The 22,331-nt window shown below is 57.6% G+C and carries 20 protein-coding genes and 1 pseudogene; 2 read left to right on the forward strand and 19 right to left on the reverse strand.

The genetic code is table 11. The features are described 5' to 3' along the window. The first annotated feature begins 46 nt into the window (after positions 1 to 46). Positions 47 to 253 (forward strand): hypothetical protein, encoded by a 207-nt coding sequence (locus tag B7R93_RS05410; RefSeq protein WP_103019784.1) that lies wholly within the window; start codon positions 47 to 49, stop codon positions 251 to 253. A 64-nt stretch (positions 254 to 317) separates the two neighbouring features. On the opposite strand, the gene B7R93_RS16005 is transcribed toward B7R93_RS05410, so the two are convergent. After that, positions 318 to 452: a hypothetical protein gene (locus B7R93_RS16005; RefSeq protein ID WP_262507551.1), complete on the reverse strand. Its 135-nt coding sequence runs from the start codon at positions 450 to 452 to the stop codon at positions 318 to 320. Positions 453 to 888: 436 nt separating this feature from the next. On the opposite strand from B7R93_RS16005, the gene B7R93_RS05415 reads away from it, so the two are divergent. After that, positions 889 to 1,539 carry a hypothetical protein gene (locus tag B7R93_RS05415; RefSeq protein ID WP_157942204.1) on the forward strand — a complete coding sequence of 217 codons (651 nt, stop codon included), beginning with the start codon at positions 889 to 891 and terminating at the stop codon, positions 1,537 to 1,539. 829 nt (positions 1,540 to 2,368) lie between these two features. On the opposite strand, the gene B7R93_RS05420 is transcribed toward B7R93_RS05415, so the two are convergent. The 18 genes and pseudogenes from B7R93_RS05420 to B7R93_RS05505 form a co-directional block, all read right to left on the reverse strand. Then, positions 2,369 to 5,002: a carbohydrate binding domain-containing protein gene (locus tag B7R93_RS05420; protein ID WP_103019786.1), complete on the reverse strand. Its 2,634-nt coding sequence runs from the start codon at positions 5,000 to 5,002 to the stop codon at positions 2,369 to 2,371. 286 nt (positions 5,003 to 5,288) lie between these two features. After that, on the reverse strand, positions 5,289 to 6,152 hold the full coding sequence (locus B7R93_RS05425) for a glycosyltransferase family 2 protein (RefSeq protein ID WP_103019787.1): 864 nt from the start codon (positions 6,150 to 6,152) through the stop codon (positions 5,289 to 5,291). A 9-nt stretch (positions 6,153 to 6,161) separates the two neighbouring features. Continuing rightward, a complete protein-coding gene (locus B7R93_RS05430; RefSeq protein ID WP_103019788.1) occupies positions 6,162 to 6,746 on the reverse strand; it encodes an LbetaH domain-containing protein in 585 nt (194 codons plus the stop codon). A 93-nt stretch (positions 6,747 to 6,839) separates the two neighbouring features. Then, entirely contained in the window at positions 6,840 to 8,000 is a 1,161-nt protein-coding gene (locus B7R93_RS05435; RefSeq protein ID WP_103019789.1) for a glycosyltransferase, read from the reverse strand. Positions 8,001 to 8,018: 18 nt separating this feature from the next. Beyond that, positions 8,019 to 9,131, reverse strand: a complete 1,113-nt coding sequence (locus B7R93_RS05440) for a glycosyltransferase family 4 protein (RefSeq protein WP_103019790.1) — start codon at positions 9,129 to 9,131, stop codon at positions 8,019 to 8,021. After that, positions 9,128 to 10,432, reverse strand: a complete 1,305-nt coding sequence (locus B7R93_RS05445; protein WP_103019791.1) for an O-antigen ligase family protein — start codon at positions 10,430 to 10,432, stop codon at positions 9,128 to 9,130. The genes B7R93_RS05440 and B7R93_RS05445 overlap by 4 nt, the downstream gene beginning before the upstream one ends. 227 nt (positions 10,433 to 10,659) lie before the next feature. Next, on the reverse strand, positions 10,660 to 11,790 hold the full coding sequence (locus tag B7R93_RS05450; RefSeq protein WP_103019792.1) for a glycosyltransferase family 4 protein: 1,131 nt from the start codon (positions 11,788 to 11,790) through the stop codon (positions 10,660 to 10,662). A gap of 7 nt (positions 11,791 to 11,797) precedes the next feature. Then, positions 11,798 to 12,940: a glycosyltransferase family 4 protein gene (locus B7R93_RS05455; protein ID WP_103019793.1), complete on the reverse strand. Its 1,143-nt coding sequence runs from the start codon at positions 12,938 to 12,940 to the stop codon at positions 11,798 to 11,800. Next, positions 12,937 to 13,821, reverse strand: a complete 885-nt coding sequence (locus tag B7R93_RS05460; protein WP_157942206.1) for a sulfotransferase domain-containing protein — start codon at positions 13,819 to 13,821, stop codon at positions 12,937 to 12,939. Before B7R93_RS05460 ends, B7R93_RS05455 begins: the two co-directional genes overlap by 4 nt. Positions 13,822 to 13,825: 4 nt before the next feature. Further along, positions 13,826 to 14,785 carry a sulfotransferase gene (locus tag B7R93_RS05465; protein ID WP_103019795.1) on the reverse strand — a complete coding sequence of 320 codons (960 nt, stop codon included), beginning with the start codon at positions 14,783 to 14,785 and terminating at the stop codon, positions 13,826 to 13,828. A 3-nt stretch (positions 14,786 to 14,788) separates the two neighbouring features. Then, the gene (locus B7R93_RS05470) at positions 14,789 to 15,760 is read right to left on the reverse strand and encodes a hypothetical protein (protein WP_103019796.1); all 972 of its coding nucleotides are present in this window, start codon (positions 15,758 to 15,760) and stop codon (positions 14,789 to 14,791) included. Continuing rightward, positions 15,761 to 16,777, reverse strand: a complete 1,017-nt coding sequence (locus tag B7R93_RS05475; RefSeq protein WP_232798051.1) for a glycosyltransferase — start codon at positions 16,775 to 16,777, stop codon at positions 15,761 to 15,763. A gap of 50 nt (positions 16,778 to 16,827) precedes the next feature. Beyond that, on the reverse strand, positions 16,828 to 17,505 hold the full coding sequence (locus tag B7R93_RS15210; protein ID WP_157942208.1) for a hypothetical protein: 678 nt from the start codon (positions 17,503 to 17,505) through the stop codon (positions 16,828 to 16,830). A gap of 191 nt (positions 17,506 to 17,696) precedes the next feature. Further along, positions 17,697 to 18,821, reverse strand: a complete 1,125-nt coding sequence (locus B7R93_RS05485; RefSeq protein ID WP_103019798.1) for a glycosyltransferase family 4 protein — start codon at positions 18,819 to 18,821, stop codon at positions 17,697 to 17,699. Between the two features lie 54 nt (positions 18,822 to 18,875). After that, positions 18,876 to 19,187, reverse strand: a pseudogene (locus B7R93_RS16305) (glycosyltransferase 61 family protein); the annotation flags it as partial. Positions 19,188 to 19,426: 239 nt separating this feature from the next. After that, positions 19,427 to 20,269 (reverse strand): putative nucleotide-diphospho-sugar transferase, encoded by an 843-nt coding sequence (locus tag B7R93_RS05495; protein WP_103019800.1) that lies wholly within the window; start codon positions 20,267 to 20,269, stop codon positions 19,427 to 19,429. A 23-nt stretch (positions 20,270 to 20,292) separates the two neighbouring features. Then, positions 20,293 to 21,201 (reverse strand): glycosyltransferase family 2 protein, encoded by a 909-nt coding sequence (locus B7R93_RS05500; protein ID WP_103019801.1) that lies wholly within the window; start codon positions 21,199 to 21,201, stop codon positions 20,293 to 20,295. 77 nt (positions 21,202 to 21,278) lie between these two features. After that, on the reverse strand, positions 21,279 to 22,328 hold the full coding sequence (locus tag B7R93_RS05505) for a glycosyltransferase (protein WP_103019802.1): 1,050 nt from the start codon (positions 22,326 to 22,328) through the stop codon (positions 21,279 to 21,281). Positions 22,329 to 22,331: the final 3 nt, after the last annotated feature.

A 22,331-nucleotide genomic window follows, 5' to 3' on the forward strand; every position in this document is an offset into this window, starting at 1 on the left:
GCTTTTCCGGACGTTTATCGACCTGGAACGCGGCCCACGGCCGACGATGGTGGGTCTGACCGTTCGCCCCGGGGAGGTTCTTCGCCAGCACCTGAGCGGAGCCCAGGCCGGATTGATCGGCCCGGAGCGGTACCTGCTGGCGGCAGCGGTCGTCGACTACGGCGCCAACCGGCTTTGGGGCTGGATCGGGACCACCAAGCCGCTGGTCCGCTCAGACTCTTCTTCAAGCGGGACAGGAGAGAGACTGGAATGAACCCGATTTGACTTCTCCCCTTGATGAATCGAAGGGAGAAGTCAACCCTCAAGGCAGAGCAGAGTCACGGCAGCCGGAGACTCGTCCCCACGCTCAGGGCAACCCGATCTCCAAACGTGTGCGTACCGAGCACGCTGACCCAGGCCGGCGTGATCGTGATGGGAATCGGGCCCGGCACGACGGCTTGGTCCTGTATCACCAAGATCACGCCGTGCGTTTGGGCCGAACGACATACTCACAGTCGTACCTCGTGGGATCGGCCCTTTGCGGAAGACGCTAGGGAAATTGCATGCTGAAAGCTTCGTCGAGTGACGGAGGCTCCGCTGTTGCTGATTGCATCGTGGTGGATAGCAGTCACGTGAGTCCCTCCTGCTTCTTCCCTTCCTCTCCACCGGGATTGTGCCGGGCCCCAAGCAGTGGCGCTCGAGGAGGCGCTCTGCTCTGGGCCAGGTACCAAACGTTCAGTGTCACCAGCCCGCATCCGATTCCGCTCCAAAAGATGAGGACTCAATTTCATACTTTGGGTGTTTTTGTGGCGGAGCTCATTCTTCTACAGTTCCGACGCTTCAAGACATCTCTGTGGACGGCGTGCAAGCATGGGTCGCGTTTGCGCTCACATTCCCAAAACAACCGCTTTGTGTCTGCTCATACTTCTGGTCGGTACAACGTGGGGGTCACTGCCAGCACGCGCACAGCCTCTGAGAAGCGGCGACACGTTCTACTTAGAGTTCGGCGCAGGGCTCTCCGATCTTGCCGGCGATGATGATGCATCTCCCACTCCCGATACCAATGGGTTGGTCGGAGACTTCTTCGACGTCAAAAAATTCAGAGACGGAGGGGCGTTTCCGTACGTCTTCGCGACGGAAGTCGGCTATCGGGTGCTGCCTGAGGTAGAGGTCGGGCTCGGCTACCAGTTTGGCCGGTATCCCTTTGCCTCTGGGCTTCCTCTAACCACCCGGAACGGCCTTCCAGGAGAGGGCGGAGATTTGGGAACCGCTCGTCACACGATTCAACTCGTCGGGCGTTACATGCACCGCGCTGAGAGGTGGGTCGCCAGTCCCTATGTCCACATGGGAGTCAGCGGGACGTTTGGCGGATACCAGACTGCACTCGGCCCCCTTGCCGGACTGGGAGTGAGCGTGGCCGTGGCCGACCGCATGTCGCTTTTCTTCGAGACCCGCCTCAATTTCACCTTTCCTGACAGAGCGGTAAACGGCATAGAAGGAGGAGAGCCGTTCGATGTGGTTAGCGCATTGCCTCTAATCGGCGTGAAGCACACCTTTTGATGTTCGGTCTTCGTGACACGCTCGACCAACTCAGGCGGTACTTTCGACTGAAAGACGCGCATCGGCACGGGCGGGCGTGAGGGGATTGGGAAGGCACGGGCACCCGAAATGAGCAGTCGACTCCTGAGGACCGAGTGAGCCCCTCCGTGGAACTGCCTGAAGCGGTTCAGGCCTCTGCAGAGACGAATGGACACGTGTAGGTTGATGGATTCGCAGGCCGCCAAGACGAGATGATTTCAGCCCCGCAGGAATTTTGGAATCCGGTGGGACTGTGTGGGAGCATAGAGAGCCAAGTGCTTCTTGAACAATGCCACCAAAAAGAAAACGCCCGCTCCTCCAGATAGAGGAACGAGCGGGATTGGTTTCTGGATGGACCCACGCTATACAGTAAAGGCCGATGCTGCACAACAAAAATCTGAGAGGGAGTGGGAGCCCCTCAATCGCAGGAGAACTGGTCATTCAAAGGGAGCCAGCGACCGAGGTGGTGGGAACAAAGTTACTGAGTGCCCTGGGGACAAGCCTCCTCAATGTGGGCGTAAACGGAATTCATTGGCAGTGTTGCCTTGGCCTGTCTCCGCTTCAAGGAGATCCTTCGAGGGAGATCCTTCGGCGGTCAGGCATCAGCCTCAAAATGACCCCAGCCTCAAAATGACTCGGGCCGCAGAATTTTTACCGCGTAGCAAGGTCGCCAGCACCAGATGGAACCTGTCTGCCCGCACAGAGCCCACATATGAGAAGATGCCGTCGCGTGCAGGGAAATATTGCACACCGGCGCCCACACTCCATGGTGGCTCTCAACAATGTACCGTAATGTCAGTCTTCTACTGGATTACTGCAGGGGATAGCTCAGGGTGACTGGCGTTTCCAAGAGGATCTTGTACGCCGCCCCGGGCTTTAGGGAGTCGATCTGGGTGGTGCCCTGGCTGGGGCGGTACACCCGGCCCGTTTCGTCTTTCACCATAACGAGCTCGTTCTGTATGGACTCCAAGGCTTGGTCGATCGCGACGCTGGTACTGCCTGGGTAGGGGAGCCAATTCAAGCCGACGTCGAGCGAGACCGATATGGAATCGAGCGCCGTGCCCTCCATGACGAAGGACGTCGGGGCCTTCGCGTAGATCTTGTACGCCGCACTTGCATCCCACGTGCCGATCTCGTCTGTGCCCGTCTCCGGGTCAAATACCTGGCCGTCTTCTGTTTCGACCTGGACGAGGGTGGAGATTGCATCGCCGAATATCGTCTCCAGATCAGGATCGGAGGGCTGGACAGCCGTGGAGACGAGGTTCCCCCCCTTCTGAAGATCAAGGACCTGACTCGTTGTACTTCCCCCTCCCGGAGACGCATACGGCCCCATATTCTCAAATTTGTTTATCATCGGAAGAGCCACGTAGAACGTGTTCGTGGGTCCTAATCGAACCAGGACACGGACTGATGAAAAGTCCCCAGTTTCAAATGTCTGTCGGTATTGCGTCCATCCATCTGGCTTAGAGACCAACCTTGTCAGTCGGCCCGATTTATCAGGAGTCCACACCGAAATATCCGCAGCACCCTTCGCCCAGTAGCTGAACGTATACTTCGTGTTCTTTTCAAGTTGAACCTCAGGACTGAAGTGCTCGTTTGCTCCGTTGGTATTTGGATTGTCAAGTTTTATTCCCCTGCTCCCTCCTTTTGGATCTGACAAATCGAAAGTATACGTGACTGCATCGGGAAAGTCCACGTCCCACGTTCCCGTTCCGAGTCCCTGCCAGTCTTTTGAGGAATACAGATTTTCGACTGGTGGGTGCGTGTAGCTGAAGGTCAGATTTGGTTCATTGGTACCAGACTCATACCACGCGCCAACCTCCCCGCCGGGAATCACGAAGGAGTCGCCATTCGAGACGTTCACGGTAATGTCACGGCTGTCGTTAGGATCTACCCGCATCACTGTCACACGCCATAGGAGCCGACCATTTGCTTCTACTGCTGTGACGATGGGGTTCTCCAACCACCCGATTTCCTCGGTCGTGTGCGTCGTGAACGAGTCGTCATTGAGTTGATTCCTAATTCCCTGAAATACATTGCTCACGTTGATGTCATTCTCATCACTTCCTCCGCCTCCACTCGCACCACGGGCATTGAAGTGAAGTAGAGGGACGCCAGTATCAACGTGAAGAACAACGTGTCGAATGTACTCGTTATAATAGTTCGGCGTTTCATCTAGGTCGCCCTGAAAGAAGTCGTTAATGTTCGGATAGGTAATCCATGGCTGGACGTGTCCATCGGTACCCCGGTACATCGTACGGGCCAGCTTCGTCATGTACCGGACCGTCGCTATCGGAGACTTTCCGTAGGCATATCTGACTCCTATTTTGCCTCGACTGGACCGTTTAGATAACCCTCGAATTGAAGCGTAAAGCGGTTTTGATCCGTGCGTCCCGAATATTTTGTATCTGTATTGAAGCCGCCCGTCTGAGTTCGGGGCATTGGTGCGTTCACTCTTTGGAACGCCCGTGTTTTCGTAATTGCTTCCCCTTGCATTTGGAAATTCGTTTGTAAGAGGGTCAAAAATCGCCTCGTTGAGGGCAACCGCTAACTGCGCCTTCGAAATTTCAGCATCCCATTTGGGATTGCTTCCCTGCTGGTCTATAACGTCGTCAATCGTCATCGGCGCAAGAATTTCCTTCAACGATTCCCCGTTTCTGCCGAACTCAGGGTCGTCCCACCGTGGATCGTGCTTAATGGCTTTGTTTGCTCCAACGTGAATCTCCACGTCTAACACGACCCCATCCAGATCCCCCCCCGCGTCGGTGAAGCCATTCAGAAAGTCCTGCATCCACCCGTTCATCTGGGTGGCAGCGTGCGTAAACCATGGGCTTTGCCACTTGCTGAGGATGCGATCTCCCTGTGAAGCAGTAATGGTCACTGGGTTTCCGCTGCCGTCGTCAATCGAGATGCTGGTGTCTCCCGCCGTGGCCCCACCATCCACGTACACAAACGTGACGTCGTCCCACCCAAGAGGTGGATTCGACGGATCCCCCGTCTGGATGGCAAGCTCGTGCCCGTCGCCAAGATCGTACGGTAGTGCCTCGACAGTAATCGACGTGCGGTTTTCCCCTGAGATGTTCTCAGTTAAGGTCGTTGCAATGGTCCGGTCATTCGGGTTATCCCGATCAGGCGAGAAATTATCGTGAGCAATGTAAAAGGAAAACGCGTTCGGGAGAAGATAACGCCTCCCCTTTAGACGATCTAAGCTCTTCGGAGCTAGGGTTTGTCCGGTCTCGAATCCGAACTCATTTCCCCAATCGCTTGTCCGGATTAACTCCGATATATTGTCAGCTTCCGATGGAGGTTCGTTCCACGCAGCAGCGTGAACGGGCCCAGCGGATTGTGCCTGCACCTCCCCCCCAACCAGGACATGTGCAACGGCAAATGCGACGAGTAGAGGGAGGAGGCGAGCCAAAATGTGGAGCCGAACCGGATGACTCATAGGCAGATCTGCACGGTGGCTGCGGATTGTTTCGAAGATTTACGACCAGTAACCCGCCAATGAGGATAATCAATCCTTTGAGTAGGCAGGAATGCGGTTTGTACCGTAGGAGCAGTAACCGTGCCAGTATGCGGCCTATGGATCACATTCCCTACTTCCCTTCAATTTCCCCGATGGGCCGGTCCGCCGGTCGTCAACACATGCCGACTGCACCTGTCATCGGGAAGATGCGAAACAGGATTGGGTAGACGCTCCCTACGCGACCGGGGTCAGAATTTGTAAAGGCCTACTCTTTCTCCTCTCGATTCAGTTCGTACATTTTGGCTCGCACGTTGGCGATATAATTTCCCCGTATCTGACTTGCAATCAGCCCTGGATTTCCCTCCAGAAATCCCAACTGAAACACGTAGTGGTACAGAAACCACAGGAGGGGCTCGAAGGGAACTCGGATGGCAATCTTCTTGAGGAAGCGCCGTCGCTCCTGGGCGTTGCCGAAGAAATTGGCTCTAACGGAGTCCTCCCCGTAGGTGCCGCCATCAAGGTATGCCCGCCGCAGATGGGCCTCCCACGTCGAGTACCGGTTGTGGCGAGCAATGTACGCCTCCAGCCCTTTGAAGTCCTCGTGGATCAGATCCGTCTCCAGGGTCCCGACCGTCCCGTCGACAATGAGCCGCTCGTGAACCTCCATGTCGAGCCCACTGGGATCGTCGATGAGGCGTTCGAACCGGGCGTGCCCCCTGCGAAAGAGAAGGACCGCCTCGTGGGAAAACCCCCCGTACTGGAATTCCTGTCCCAAAAAATGGAACCCCTTGGTAATTAGGTATGCGTCTTCGGCGTTTTCCCTCGAAAGCGTTCCGCGGATCTCGTCCCAAAGGGCCTCCGGGACCACCTCATCGGCGTCGAGGAGAAACACCCAGTCGGTATCGATGTCAAGGGTGTCGAGGGCCCACTGACGCTTCTTCGGATACCCGCCGTCGTAGTCGAACTGCGCGACCTCTGCGCCACGCTCGCGTGCAACCTGAGGAGTGGCGTCCATGCTCTGGGAGTCGACGACCACAACGCGTTCGGCCGGGCCGAGCGCCTCCAGACAACGAGGCAGGTTCACCTCCTCGTTTTTCGCCGCAATGAGAACGGTAACGGGGAGCGTCACGGGTTCAGGTTATGTGCTGCTCAGTTTGCGCTCTTTGAGAGGGCGTGCCGGGTTTCCTCCCGCAATCGTCCAGTCGTCGACATCGTTCACCGCCACCGCCCGGGCCCCCACGACGGCCCCTTCCCCGACCGTCACGCCGGGCCCTACGAAGGCGTCCGCGCAGACCCAAGCCTGGTCTCCCACGGTGATGGGCGGTTTTAAAAGGGGCATCGCCGGGTCCCTATGGTCATGCGTCCCCGCGCAGAGGTGGGCGCGCTGCGAGACGGTGACCCGCTCACCGACCGTCACAGGCCCGAGGTTGTAAACGAGGGCGTCCTCCCCAATTGAGCTCCAGTCGCCGATGGTCAGGTTCCACGGGTAGTAGATCGTCGCCGTGTTGTAGATATGGACCTCCGTGCCCACCGTCGCCCCGAAGAGGCGCAGCACAAAGCGGCGCCACCCGAACGCCGTGCGGGGACTCCACCGAAACGCATACTGCCCGATCATCCACAGCACACGGCGCAGGAGTTCACTGAAATCGTATTTCTGAGCCTGACGATTTTCCCCGATACTCAGTTGAGCACTGCGCTCTGTCGATGCCCGTTCTTGGTTCATCTCACGGCGATCTTTGATTTGATCTCCAGTCGAGGCTTCTCATGTTGATGCTTCTCATTGGGAAAACAGTGCAGAACGGCGTCTACCGCTCCTTTATGACCGAACGGCGTCTGGCCGTTTCTGACGTCCCAACGTCCACTTATACGTTGCCGCGAGGGTACTGGCTACCTGGGACCACGTGTATTTCTGACGGACGAGTTCTCGCCCTCGCTCGCCCATGGCCCTGCGTTCGGCGGGTGAAAGCTGCGTCGCCTCTTCGAGAGCCGCCACCAGCGGCTCTACGCCAACCTCCACCCACCACCCGCACTCGTGCTCTACAAGGTCTTGCCAGGGGGCTCCTTTCGTCGTGATGACGGGCACGCCGTAGGACAATGCTTCGGCGACTACGATCCCAAAGTTTTCACTGTGGGTCGGAAGCACAAACGTGTCTGCCCGGCGAAACAGATCCTTTTTTTCCTTCCCCTCCACGGGTCCCACGAACTCGAAACGCGCGGTGAGGCCCTGTGCCCGGACGCGCTCCCGCACCTCCTGCTCGTGGCCGTCTTCGTCGGGCCCAGCCACAACCACTTTCCATTTGTCAGGGTGAAGCCGGGCCCAAGCCTCAACCAGGTTCGGAAGGCCTTTGACCTCGTGGATCCGGGACAAAAACAAGCAGACCCGCGGGCCATCGGAATCCGGCACCTCCTCGTTCGGGGACGGGGGAAGGTCGACGCCGTTCGGGGCTACGACGATCGGGTTGTCGAGGCCAGCGCTGCGAAGCGTACGGGCCTCGGCGTCGGCCGTGGCGTGGAGCACCTCCGCCCGTCGCAGATCGCGTCGCTGGTAGAGCCACCAGGCGACCCGTTTTCTCAGGGCCTTGTGCTGGACCGACCACGGCTCCAGCATGCCGTGCGTGCTCACGACCCGGGGAATCTCGGCTCTCTGCGCTTCTCTGGCCACGACGTGATTGACCGGCAGCCAGAGCCCGTTGTCGTGAAGCACCGTTTCCGACGGAGCAGCTTGAAGACACCGGCGAAGGCGCGTTCGAAATCGCTTGAGGTTGCCCCATAGGTGCCAGGGCTTTGGCCCTGTCTCCACTCGTTGTACGGTAAGTGAGGAGGACGAGGGCACCGGTACCGACGCACGGTCCGACGCAAACGTAAGGATCGTCACCGTACATTCCATCTCAGCGAGGTGCCGGGCCGTTTGGGCCACCGTCTGCGACGTCCCCCCACCCCGATGGTCCAGGCTTGCAATGGTTAGAAGGACATGCATCGCCAGTGGCTGTGTCGTTTAGGAAGAGGCGACCTTCTCACAGTCGCCCGCGACCGTGCGGAGGAGGGCTTCCAGTGTGGCAGCATCTTCGTCAACGTCGTACGAGTTGCGAACGATCGCCTTCGCCGCCGAACTCCACGCCGGGAGTTGGGTCCGCCGCTCAAGGATCCGCCGAATAGCTTCCCGCCAAGCCCCTACGTCATCCACCGGCACAATCCATCCGTTCCGCCCAGGCTCGACAAACTCGAGGGCCGACATGACCTCATTGCTCGCAACGACGGGCCGTCCGGCGGCCAGTGCCTCCATGGTAACCATCCCGAATCCGTCGTGCCGGGAGGGAAAAAGCACCACGTGTGCGTCGGCCATGACGCGAGGGACCTCTTCGTACGGGACCGTCCCCAAAAACTCGATGTGATGCGGGTCACAGCGCCTGGCGTGTCGTTCAAGCCAGGCACGCTCCGGGCCCTCCCCCAAGATCTGTAGCTCGACAGGTTCGGAGACCCCTTCCAGAGCACGCAGGACAACCCCGATGCCCTTGGCCCTTGTTAAGCTGGAGACAATCAAGAACCGGAGCCGTTCGGGCGCCTCCATGAGACGCGGCAGGGCACGGAAGGGATCCAGATCACGATGGTACGGGACCGAACACATCGGGCCGTCGAAGTGAAACGCCTCTTCGTAGAAGGCCACAGTGGCCTGCGTCGACCCGACAAACCCCGCGGCCCGATTCAGAATCCACTGAATTGGAAACCGACGCACCCGATCCACAAGCCACGACGAGAGCGGGGACGTACGCTCCGCCCAGAAGACAAACGGTACGCCGTCGCGCCGAAGACGCCAGATGATGCCGTACGTATTCAGGGAGGCATAGGACGTACTTACAACCGCCACGTCCAGCGTGCCGCTCGACGCAGTACGCATGATCTCCGAATCCCAAAACTGTCCCCATCCCAGCAGGTCGCGGCTCTCCAGGCAGACGTACGGCGCCTTACCAAAGGCCGGTGTCCAGTCTCGCCCCGGAAGCTGCTCACGCTCATAGACAACCTCGAGTTTGACGGACGGCCGACGGTGAAGCGCATTCAGCACCTCAACAAGGTGCGGGCTGGGACCGATCGTGTAGAATTGTACGTTCATCGTGTCTCGCAAAATCTTCCCGGCGTCCGGGTGCGGCGGTGCTCTTGCCGGATGGAGAGGCGCCCGTGCCTCCGATCCGGAGACACACTGGCAACGATGATTCCAACCGCCATCCAGAACACGAGGTGGCCGAACGAGCCCGGACCGAGCATCCAGGGCTCCCCAGCCGTGTGTACCGCCAGGCTAAAGAAAAGCGATATCCCATACAGGGCCAGGTCCCAGTCGGTCCATCGGGTCGCCGCTGCTGCCCGATAGAGAACCCCCTTCCCAAGGGTCCACGCTACGACACCATAGAAGGCAATCAACATCCCCACCCCCACGACCCCGACGGACTCCAGTACTCCAAAGTATCCGGACCCATCCCGCACAGACGAGACCGCGCTCGCAAATCCTGTCATCCGGAAGTCATCCGTCACACCGTACCCGTGGCCGAACCAGGGGTACTCCCTCCAATTCCGGAGACTCGCTTCCCAAACGTTATCACGGGAGGCCGTGAGGGTGTCCTCCTGCATACGCTCCGCCATCACGCCGGCGAGCTCAACCAGCGTGGCGTCCATGCTCCAGACCCAGACCCCAAAGCCCAGCAGGGCACCCAACCCGAGGCTCCAGCCTACCTTTCGGGTCGCGACGACCCAGATCCCCGCCCCTACTACAAAGGCCGCCAGCGAGGTGCGGGAGGCCGTCCACATGATCACAAGTACAGCCCCAATCGCAGTCGCCCACGGAACGTACCGTTTCCAGGGTCCCGCAAACGCGGGCCAACGGCCTGCCCAGAGCGCGGTCACTCCGCTAACCAGAGCCACCATGCCGATTGAGTTTGGATTGGCGAGCACGGCGAGGCGGCCCTGCACGTAGGTTCCCCACCCCGTGGCGATGAGCGTGATGCCGGTTAGCGCCGCGAGCAGGATTACTCCCATGACTCCCGCGAGCAGGAGAAAAAAGGCTTCAGCCAGCGCGTACCACTCCTCCCGCCCCAGCGCGCAGTTGGCAACGAAGACGAACACGTAGATCTGCGTGGCCAGCAGGATCCACTTCAACACCGAGAGCCGCACTGCAAATCCCGCGAGCGCTGTTGCCAGGTACATCATCAGAAGGGCAAGAATGGCGGTTGTGATTCCCCCCGTACGGGCCGGAAACGAGACCGTCTGGCCCGAAAAGGCGAGGAGCCACGTTCCCGCTCCGGCCACGCCGAACAGCACGATCCACCGCCCAATCCCAGTTAGGCTTGCGGGAACGCCAACATCAATCTGGGCGGCCAAGTAGATAAAAACAGTCCCGAACAGAAGGTGCCAGTAGCGCATCGGGACGAGAGTATTAAGATTTGCGTGTAACCGAGATGCTGTTTTCCCCAGGACGGTGCACGGTGGGCTGCCCAAAGCGGTATATCCTCGCTTCAATCATCTCCACAAGCATGGTACGATTCGACGGGCCGCAGTCCGTGGTCCGTGGTCTTTGAGGCCGAACGGCTCCCTCCATAGCGTAGATTACCGCCCCTCAAGCAAGCGGCACGCCGACGGTCCTCTTTTCATCAGGAAGAGTGCCCGGTGCCAACAGCCGCCACTGGCGACGCTCTTCCAACCTCTCGCAACATCCGTGCCCACCGCGTTGCCCACTGCTCCGCCGAGTAGGGCATCGCGAACTGCTGGGCGCGGCGCCCCCATTCGGGCAGGGCATCGTATGTGCCGTGGGTCCGCGCGAGCGCATCAGCCAGCGCCGCGGCGTCCTCGTCCGGCACCCGCACGCCGTTGTAGCCGGAGCGCACAATCTCGACGGCCGACCCGCAGGCGTCTGAACAAACCACCGGAAGGCCCGCGGCGGCGGCTTCGACGAGCGCCAGCGGCCACGGGTCAAACCGACTGGGCAGCACGAATGCGCCCGCTTGCGCCCAGACATCCGCCATGTCGGCCGGCTGCACGAAGCCGCGGTTGTCAATGCCGGGCTGACGGTCCAGCCGGCCGGCCATCGCGCCCTTTCCGCAACATACGAGGGGCCAGGGCGCTTCGACTCCTTCTCGATACCGGGCGTACCCGTCGACCAGCACGTCGACGGCCTTCTCGTCGGCAAAGCGGCCCACGAAGAGAAATTGCTTCGGCCATCCGCCGGCCTTTCGCCGCTCCCAGAGGGGCTTGAGCCCGGCCACGTCGACCCCGTAGAGGCCCCGCACGATGCGGTCGGGGGACACCCCCAGCCGGGACGCGTACTGCCAGCTGCGCTCGCCGGTGACGACGACCCGATCCATGCGGGACACAAACGGCCGTAGGCCCCATCGGGCCACCTGTTGGCGGCCCGTTTCCTCCCAGGGCGTGTCCATGCCCATGACGAAGGGAATGTCGCGGAGGGCCGATCGGAATGGGAGTCGCCGGTACGCGGAGTGGAACCAGCCGCTGAGAACCACCACGTCCGGATCCTGCTCGGCCACGAGGTCGCGGACGAGACGCGCGTTGCCGCGTTCTGTCTCGTCGAGGAGGCGACGCGGAATGCCGGCCATGAGCTCATCGTTGAAGGCCGTGCTCTGCCCCGCCTCAAACGCCAGCACGAAGGGATCAATCCCCTCCTGATCCACGAGTGACCGCCAGCAGGCCGCCATGTACCCCGAAATGGTGGCCCAGCAAAAGACCACGCGCAGAGGGCGATCCTCAGGGGCAGTACGGTCGGGCATTGGCTCCTTACGTTGTCTCTTGCATTGTGATGTTCTGGAAGGCGTCGACCAGCCGATTCACGCACCGATCCCACGTGTATCGCTGCGCCCGCTTGCGCCCAGCCTCAATATGCCGGCGGCGGAGTGAGGAATCGTGCCGAAGCGTGCGGACCTGTTCTGCGATGGCCTCCGTCTCCTCCGGCGCGACGACCATTCCAGCGTCGCCCACCACCTCCGGCAGGGAGGCCGCGCCGGAGACGATTGCCGGGGTACCCGCCGCCATGGCCTCCGCGGCCGGGAGGCCGAAGCCCTCGTAGCGCGAGAGAAACAACAGGGCCAGTGCGCCCCGCATGAGCCGCGGCACGTCCTCGTCCTCGACCCAGCCCAGCAAGTGAACGTTATCGAGATCCTGAGCTCGGGCCTCGTATTCCTCTCCGTTCGGGCCGGCCACGACGAGCTGCACGTCGGAGCCCTGTCGCTCCAGCTCTTTCGCCACGGCCAGCAGCGCATTGCCGCCTTTTTTCTCCCGGAGCCCGCCAATCATGAACAGGTAGGGCGCCTCGCAGGGGCGCTCCAACGTATCCCGGGGCTGCTCCGCGATCTCAAAGAAGCGCGCATCCACCCCGTTTCCCACGACGACAATGTCGTCTGGATCGGCCCCCAGCAGCTCCACTATGCGCGACTTGCTGAACTCCGAGACCGTAAACACGACCTCGCAGTCGCGGAGCGTGTCGTAAATCCACGTGCTCCACCTCCACCGGAACCACCGATGGGACCACGTCTGCGACCAGGGCAGCTCCGTCTCGAAGGCCTGGATGTCGTGGATCGTGACGGCGACCGGGCATTTTTCGACGGGCAGGTAGGTCTCCACCGGCGCGTAGATCAGGTCCGTGTCGTCGGGCACCCAGCGGTCCATGCGGGGTCGCCCCAGAATCTTCCAGCCCCGCTCCGTCAGATTTTCTGGAAAAGGAAACGTTCGGTACGGCAGGTCTCGCAATGGGGTGGAGGAATCCAGTTGGTCGTCCTTCTGAAGCCATTCCGCCGCGAAGAAGAGCTGCTGCCGAACGTCCTTCCGCTCGGCGAGCCGGAGCAGAATGCTGTTGGCGTGGCGCCCTACGCCTGAGCAGGGCAGGTACGTTCGAACGGGGTGGATAAAGGAGAGAAGATTCATGCCGCCGCCCCCACATCTGATGCCGGGTCAACCTTCTTCAGGGAGAGGGTGTCAAATGACCATAGGCCTCGAGACCGCTCACAGTAGTCCAGCATTCGCGCCGCATCCGGGGCGAGGCGCTCTTCGACTCGCCGACGCATGGCCTCGTCCCAGTCCGGCTCCATTTTTCCATCCCGGCGAAGCACCTGTTTGCCGAGACGGATAACTGAGTCGGGCAGGATCCCTTTGAGGCTCCAGAAGCCTGACCACTGCCGCAGGCGCTGAGCCAGCCGCGTATCGGTGCGCTTGTCGGCGGTCTGATTTTTCGGCGTGGCGGCCTCCCCAAAGTCAAATCCATCCGGATTCACCCCGAGAAACCGGCCGCAGTCCCGAAAGAACGCCCGAGAATCGGCCTTCAGGTCTTCGAGGAAGAGCACCTTGATCTGGTCGTCATCGAAGTGCGTGCGGTAGCGGGAGAGTTGCCGCCAGTGGAGCGACATCTCAATAAGGCGATCCACTTCCTGAACCGCCTCGTTGATCGTCCCCCACGACTGCCCGTTGCCGATCCCCCAGGCCCAGTGAGACTCGACCCGCTCTACAGGATGCCGGATGATGTACAGGATCTTTGCCTCCGGAACGTCTCGCCCCATCCGCTCGGCCGTATCCTCACACCAGGAGTCCCACGCGTAGAAGCCACTACTCTCTCCTACGACCGCCTCGGCTCGACCCTCGAAGAGAGAGAAATACTGTTCAAGGCCCTGTTCGTCGTACCGGTCACTGTGGAAAAACCTCGGCTCTTCCGGCACGACGTGTATTTCGTCGTGGGTGTTCAGATTCTGTTTGAGGCTCGTCGTTCCGCACTTCATAGCCCCAATGAGGATAAAGTCAGGCGTCCTCGGCATACGATCAAACTCGTGAAATTGAAATGTCATTGCGTGCTTTTCGCACTTTCCACCACGTGCGGACCGGATCAAGGAGCCCGTGTGCCCACTGGACCGGCCAGTACCGCACCATACTGCGGAGCTGATACCGGGCCTCCCAGGCCCACGTCCCGCCTGCAACACACGCCTTCATGTCGTCCACCCAGTCCTGCACAAGGCCATCGGTCATGGAGTTGAAGGTTTTCGTTCGGCTGAGGTACCGGCGCGACAGGTAATAGCGAACGTACGCCGGCATATTGACTTCTACCTTAGATCGATTGGGCACAGACGCATCTTTACCATAGGACTGCATCCATTCATTATCCACGTCTATCCCGAGAAATTCCAGGACCCGGGCCACCGTATTGTCCGGGTCATTTTTCATCTGACCGAAGCGGACCAGAAGGATTCGGTCCTCATCAAAAACGGACGACCAGTTCCGATAAATGGCGCGGTAGTCTCCAAAAGCATCGTTGAGTCGTTGATCAGCATACGTCAGCACCGATGAGATATCTTTCCCCACCTCGGCCACGTCGTCAAGGTAAGAGTACGTCCAGTGCCGCCGGAGCGCTGACCACATCCGATCCACCGGGTGCCGTACGAGGAGAATGAGCTTGAGGTGAGGGAAAAGATAATGCACCATTTGAATCTCTTTGGGACGCATGATAGCGTAATTGGGGCTTATTTCACCACGGGCCTGAATGTCTGTCTCTCCCTTATCCTGAAAGTATTCAAGATACCAGCCCAGTTCCTTCTCCCGCACATTATGGTTAAAGAACTGGCACTCTTTCGGCGCCATCTGAACTTGAGGATGAGCATCTAACACCTGATTTAAATATGTCGTGGCACACCGCTGACTTCCAATCCCTAAAAATGTGGGCTGATTAGTGCTTTCCACCAATAACCACCGCGAGTGATTTGGACTTAACTCAAGGACCGGACGCACCTTTTAGCGAAAGCTACAAACCGAATGGTATATCTGATTCAAGTGGCGCTGCGACCTAAGGGCCTCCCATCCCCTTCGGAATGGATACACGCTGAAATCCTGAATCCTTGCCCGTATGTAGTTCAAAAGAGAGGATTGGCCGTATAGAAAATGAACGAACAGGCCTCGCTCTGGCATCGTCGAGGTCTCCGAGATTCCTGCCCAGTGGAGAAGAAAGAGACTCTTTTTGTGGTTCAGCCCCCCGTAATTCCAGAGATAATAGCTCCCGCCTTGTTCGTATACGGATCCCGGCTGATTGGCCCATCCCTGCTGACAAATGCCGCCCATCACCTCCGCAAAGTGGCCGTAATTGACCGGTTTCATGTCACAGCAGTAGTTGATAAAGGCTTGGTCCGTATTCCGCGGATTCATCTGGTCTCGGATTTCCAAGGCCTCCCCCGCCAGCGCCTCAAAGTCATCCATCGTAAAGAGCCCCTTGCGCGACGCCCACCGCCCGGAGTTAAACCCGCGTGCCCGGTTTTGGCGCAGCATCTCTCGCCGAAACGGCCCTGGCTCGTAGACCTGATCGAGCGCACAGTCGTAGTGCATGAAGTCAAACCCATATTCGCGGGGGGCAGTCACGAACGGCTCTAAGTCCGCCAGGACAACCTGCCGGACGTCGAGGTACATGAATTCATCAAGCGGGCCCCAAAACGCGGCGTACCGCCGAAACCAATACGGGCCCACGCCCTCTGCGTGACCAAGTTCGAAGGCTTTCCCAATTTCTTCCAGCCGATCGAAGTCCGGATCGGCGTAGATCTTAAAATTATACTCCGATTGTAGATCGAGGAGCCGGTCACACTCCTCATTAAACGGGATGAGGTACAGGGGGAGATCGGGATTGAACCACCGGTAGCTGTTCAGAAATGCTACCGCCCATTCGTACACGGCATCATTTGCCGAGAAGTATACGCCGTGTGCTTGTTGTTTGGACATTTATCCGCCAGTGAAGGCTTTTACGCTGGATACAATCTTCTCCGCCGCAACCGGACCGCTCACCCAATTCAAAACTCGGTACGGCACGCTCCCAACCGTCGGACTCTTCCCGTCCGCCAGCGCACGCGCCCCCTGGAAGTATGTCTCCGCAACTTCCCGGTGTCTCTCCCGCAAAATTGCCCGCCCGTGCCTCCAAAGAGCACGGGCGAGGACTGTGCGGACCTCACCAGGCAGTGGCTTTCCCTGCTTCTTCTCAATGAGCCGGCGGTATCGTTGAATCAGATCGTAGTGCGTCATGAGTCCCTGTTCGGCGTACGACCGCCCACTGATGCGGTCCGCTTCTTCGTGCTGCCGAAAGTGGTACGTCGGCGTCGGCTCGTACACGAACTCGACCCCGGCGAGGGCCAGTCGTAGGTGAAGGTCATGCTCCTGGCTGCGGGGGAGGGAGGTGTCAAAGCCCCCCACCTCCAGCAGGTACTCTTGGCGGTGTAGTGGGCACGATGTGAGGGGATTCGAGAAGAGGAGATGCGTCACCGGTTCCTCGTCCGGTTTCCGCCCGCGCAGGTCGTCGTACCCGTCGAGCTCGTACCCTTCCTCGTCCACCCAGATTGCATCGCCGAACACCACTGCGTCCTTCTCTTCCGGCAGGGCCTCTGCCTGCCGCACCTGGCGTTCAATGCAGTCCATCACCAGCACGTCGTCGGCGTCGAGAAACTTGACGTACGTGCCCTCCGCCATCTCTACTCCGCGGTTTCGGGCCGCCGGGGCCCCTTGGTTGGGCTGCTGTTCGCACTGAACCCGGTCGCCGAACGACTGAATTACGTCCCAGCTGTCGTCTGTGGAACCGTCATCGATAACGATGGCCTCCAGGTGCGGATAGGACTGATTGAGGACGCTCTCGATGGCTTCTCTTACGTACGCTGCGTCGTTGTAGCAGGGCGTGACGATTGAAACCAGAGGCTTCGAACCAGACTCTGCAGCTGAGGGCTGGCTATTGAATGATCCGGTATCGCTCACGGCTGATACAAGGGAGGGCAAACAGAAATTCTTGATTCCTGCTTTTGACGCTACGCAGCGGATTCACAGGACTGCCGAAGGATTCTTTTTCCGATCACATTTTCCGCTACCCGCTTTGCCGCTTCTCGGTATCGCCCCGCTCGGAGACTGGAGATCTCCTTCTCATTAGCAAATTCCTCGTAGTGAGATCCTTCCAGAAAGGGATCGGTTCCTGCTAACTCAGAAGTCCACCCTCTCGTCTGCTCATAGCCGAGGGCCAGCAGATCCTCCGTGATATCCCCATGCAACTCAATTTGGCCGGCAACGCGTGGGCGGTGATCCTCCCATCGTCCTACACTTTCTGCGGAAATGGGACGCACGTCCCCCAGCGCGTCCTCCGCATCGTCGGAAACCTCTGCGTGATTGTGGTAGTCGCCAAAATGATGTTTTCGCTCTCCCAATGGAAGTGCGCGCTCCAATACATCTTGCACCGCATTCGGATGCTCTACAAACTTCTCGTACTTCAGAGGCACAAACCGCTCGTGCTTTCGTAGTCGCCGGCACACGGGAAGAAACAAATTCCAGTACTTCAATCCCACCCAGTAGGTGTCGTTGTCTTTTCCGTGACGGCTGCAGATTATGTCTCGCGGATCGCGAATTAGGTAGACAACATACAGGTTTGGATCGACGTGGATAGACGGCTCGATGCGGAGGGAATCGAGCGGATATTTTGTGAGGTATGTGCCCACCGGACGCGATGGTCTCCCTACAAGACTCTCCTCGTGCCCGGAAGAGAATTCTAGCCCATAGCACGTCTTTAGCACCTCGAAAAGCAGGGTGCTTCCTACTCGAGGACTGACGCATGTGATGTGGATTCGGCGCATCGGAGGTGATCCGGTGCGAATAAGATGAGACCTGTTGCAAACAGCCTGGCTGATTGCTAACTAGCGGACGCCGCTTTCTCAAGCACTGTGAGGTACTGTTCGCCAGTGTGTCGCCAGTGGTAGCGACGCTGAAATCGATCCCGCGCCCGCTCAGCTAGTGCACACGCACGGTCAGGCGAGCGTATCAGACTCGTCAATTTCTCCGCGATGTTGTCCGGATCTTCAGGATCCGATAGCAGACCGGCGCGTCCATCGTCGAGGATCTCGCGCCGCACGGGCGAATTGTCTGCCACCACCGCACACCCTGATGCCATTGCTTCCACGTACACGAGGCCGTACGAGTCTTTGAGTGTGGGCATACAAAAGATGTGCGCCCGGCGAAAAGCCTCAATGACATCTTCGCGAGGAAGATAATCGTGCGTGTCGACGTCGAAGTTGCAACGCGGGAGATCGGTACGGGTGACAATCATCACCTCGAAAGCGGAGCGGAGGTCCGGATGCTCAGCGTAAATCCGGTTCAGCGCCTCAACGAGATTATGAACCCCCTTCCGTGACCCGTCCGAGCCGACGAACAAGATGCGAATCGGTCGAAGCTCCGAAAACTTTTCATCGAGAGCGTCAGGCCCGATGGCCCCAATCTTGGGCAAGAAGTATGGTACGTGGTGGACCGCGTCGCGGACGCTTTCGCCCGTTACGGCGTTGACCGCTTCGACAAACCGCTCGACGGACTCTTCAGTTTTGAGAATGTAGGTGTCAAAGCGGTGGATTTTATGGAGCTCATGCTCGATCTCCTCTCGCCGATCCGCGTAATTCGACGCACCGACGTAGTCGTTCGGGACAAATGCGGTCTCGTAAACAACGGGAACGTCACTCCGCAACTGGACGGGCAGCAAGTCGCGCGCCAGAATGACGTCCACGTTCCGAGCGATGGATGGCGGGATGACAACATTCTCGCGCATCCACGGCCAGAACGGAAGCGGAATCCCGGACCGCTCCTGAACGCGCTTCATGTAGTACCCTAGGTCGTACAGCGTGCTCGACAGGTGGCTGTCGTTAAGTGTTACGCCGGTTCCGGAGTCGATCGACGTAAGACCACGTAAGTTCTTGACGTATTTATAGTCCGTGTTGTCCAGCTTCTTCAGGACTCTGCTATTCGACATGTAGTTGGTCAACACGTTCATGGGACGGATAAATCGTTCCCAAACAGTAGTGTCTGAGCAGATGCGCAGGTCCCCTTAGTCTCGTATTGCGCGGCAGGTGCTCAGAATCTGATCAACACCTGGCCTACTGAGACGGCCCTTTTCGCGGTTCTCAGCTCCGTGCACGTCGGCAGCTTGAAGGTAGCGATAATCTAGGTCGTTGAATCGGGACAACAGCCAGTAGAACATCGGACGTTTCCGAAAGAACACCTCAAATACGGTCGTCCCCTTCTGGCAAAACAACAGATGGGCCAGGCCCGCCCCGTGAGCCCCCACGACAACCCCGGCGTTCGAGAACAGCTCAACCTGTTCGCGGAAGGTCAGGTCCTCCAGAAACACGTCCTCGAAGCCCTGTGCCCGAAGATCGCCGAGAAAATCATCCCGGTTTAGAAAAACACGCTTCTTCGCCTTTCACTTGATGAATACCCACTTCTGAGACGTCTTGGCAATTCCAGTCTCCTTCGAACGGTTCAGAAACGCTTGCCGCAACCACCAGACATTGTCAAGTGAATAAGCGGCTTTTTTCTCATTATTATTTTAATTTTACTATTTACTTATTTATTATTTTACAGTACTATATTTTTATACTATTTTTTACTTTTGCATGTTAGCCTAATATGTGTATAAATTATACTCAATATTTTTGCTATCCTATTGTAAAATTTCATGTCTCTACTAAGAATAAATTCGCCGTTGTTTGGTGGATAATAAACTCTTTTTCTAATTGTCCTATTTATTTCCCTCTCAGTACTTTCCACGTCTTTACTTCTTCCATGTATCATTCTAATTTTTCCGTGAGCGAATCCGCAGAAGTTCACTCTAAAATTATATTCAGGTGGTAGTGTGGCTATTCTTACATCTTTTTTTTCGTACAATACTTCTCGTAATATGGGCTGATCTTGTAGGGGTTTTTCTTTCTTTGTGTTTTCTTTTTCGTAAGCACGCTTCCACTCTTTAATAAATTTTTCTGTTTTATCGTTACTCTTGTATGCGAAGAGACCGGAATTGTAGGCCGAAAAGGAGTCCGGTACATCAGGATGATAATTATCCCAACCACTACTATTTCCAAGAGACATTCGCCGCCCTGGGGCATGACATGCAGCCACGTCGAACCGATCGAGGAGCTCAAACACATCCCGTAGATCCTCGGTCACGTACGTGTCCGTATCGAGAAAAATCGTGCGCTCGAAGGGAGACCTCATCATCGCGCCGATTTTGTCTGTTCGATCGTGTGCTGGCGGGTCCAGGGCATATACCTCGGTGAAGGGCCCCCCCACGTCCGCCCTGTCACTAAAGAGCACGACACCTATGTCTTCATCATGGACCTTTCTCACTTGGCGCGCAGACTGAATTGCCTCCTCTACATACTGGTCCCCAGTCGCAGAGTACACGAATCCATCTCGTGGTACACTTTTCGATTCTGCTTCCATCTTAGCCTCAGTTCATTCTGCTTCTAGTCCGCACTTTTGTAGTACTCGCTCACAAACTTTTTACGCTCTCGCCACTCCAAATAGTCCTTCTTCCATTTCTGTCCAGTCACTCGCCTTGTCACCCACCGAAGCCACGACACGACAACTCCCTTATATAGCCCTAATGGCATTCCGAGGAGCGTCGATGGCATGGACACCTCCGAGCCGGAATACACATCCTCAAAGCGTGCAACGCGCCGCGAGGCAACGTGCTCTAGTGTGCATTTTGACTCTGGCACAAAATGTTTAACCTCTGCATTTGGCACATACCAGCCAGCAAGCCCGCTTCCCTGAAGCCGTTTCATCATGTCTGTTTCCTCTCCAACTAGCACCTTGCCGGCTGCCGGATTCAGGCCAATCTCTTCGTCAAAGCCGCCAACCTCCTGAAAGTGTTTGTAGGGACAAGCCCAGTTAGGTCCTATGAATAACTGCGAGACTTCTTTCTCTCTCCCCCCGTAGTTTAAGCCCGCAACAGAAGGCTGGGCTATTTCCAGCAACTCCTTATCAGGAGGCTCGCCCTCGTATTTACTTTCAATCGGGCCACCAAAATAATACCCTTCTGGCCTGCGCCGATACGCCTCCCAATAGGCCGTAAGCCAATACCGACTGGGCTCCACATCGTCGTCAGTAAAAACGATGAGCTCCCCTCGGGCTGCACTCAAGCCCGAATTCAGGGCACGACTCTTTCCCTGTTGCGGTTCGTGCACGTAGGTGATCGGCAGCTGACCGCTGAACGACTTGATGACTTGTTTCGTGCTGTCCGTGCTGTTGTTATTCACAGCGACGAGTTCCCAGTCCGCATCCTCGGGTGGTGCCAGTTTACAGAGCGCCCCAAGCGTGATACGCAGGCGCTCAGCATTGTTGTAGGTACAAAGAACGACGGAAATGTCCATGTTTTCATCCTCTGAGTGTGGTGCGCCTTCAGTAAAAGAAGGACAAGCTTATCCGATAAGCCCCTCAGGACTTTTCTTCAGGAAAGGCGCCGGCCAACCGCTTGAAGTGCCCAAGGAAAGATTTCCCGAACCGGTGCCATTCCCCTGGCCCGTACTTTGTGTCGCATCCCTTCCACCCATCCCTCGCGCTTGGCTATCCGAGCAGCGATTTGATCAAGCTTTACCAAGGCGTGCTGGCGCACCCGAATGCTTCCCGTTTTTGGAAGTAAGCGGCGCACACAGGCTTCGTAAATGGCACGCAGGTACTCGTGTACACAAGCAAGATCCTGGATACTAGTCTCCGCAGCGGCACGGTCGACCCCTTCTACCTCCATCCAAACGAGAAACTCCGATATCCACTTTCGGGCTTTTTCCCTTAAAAGAACACGATGAAGATTGCCGGCCACCTTTTCACACAGTCGAATTTGCTCCGTTCGCTTCGACACGGTCACCGACCCATCGTGACGGCGGAGTTTGAGCAACGTATCCGGTATATTAGATAATTGGGACACCTGCACTGCCCGGGTCCACAGCTCATAATCTTCAGCGTGTTTCGCCCATTCCGCGTAGCCACCTAACGCCTCCAAGAGGGACTGCCGGATCACGACACTCGGATGACACAAACAGGTATTAAACAGCAACTTCCAGGAGACAATTTCCGGCTCGGTCGGAGGAGACCAAGAGCCCTTAAATCGTCCCTCCGCGTCTATTTTCTCGACATTCGTTCCTACTACTCCAACATTCGAATGTCTATGCAAAAACTGGACTTGGTACTCTAAACGCTCTGGGTAAGATATATCGTCTCCATCCATTCGGGCAATATACTGACCTCGTGCCATGTCAACCCCCCGATTCAAGGACTTGATCAGACCTCTGTTCTCTTGGTGAACGACCCGGATCCGCTCATCTTGGCCTGCAAACTTGTCTAAAATGTCTTTGGAACCGTCCGTTGAACCATCGTTGATGATTATGAACTCGAAATCTTCAAATGTCTGATTTAGAATACTTTCAACAGCCTGTTCAAGATGTGGTCTTTCATCATACACTGCCATTACTACACTCACTAGTGGATTTGACGGTAATACCATCTT

The sequence above is a fragment of the Salinibacter altiplanensis genome, from assembly GCF_002894645.1.
Classification (GTDB): Bacteria; Bacteroidota; Rhodothermia; order Rhodothermales; family Salinibacteraceae; genus Salinibacter; species Salinibacter altiplanensis.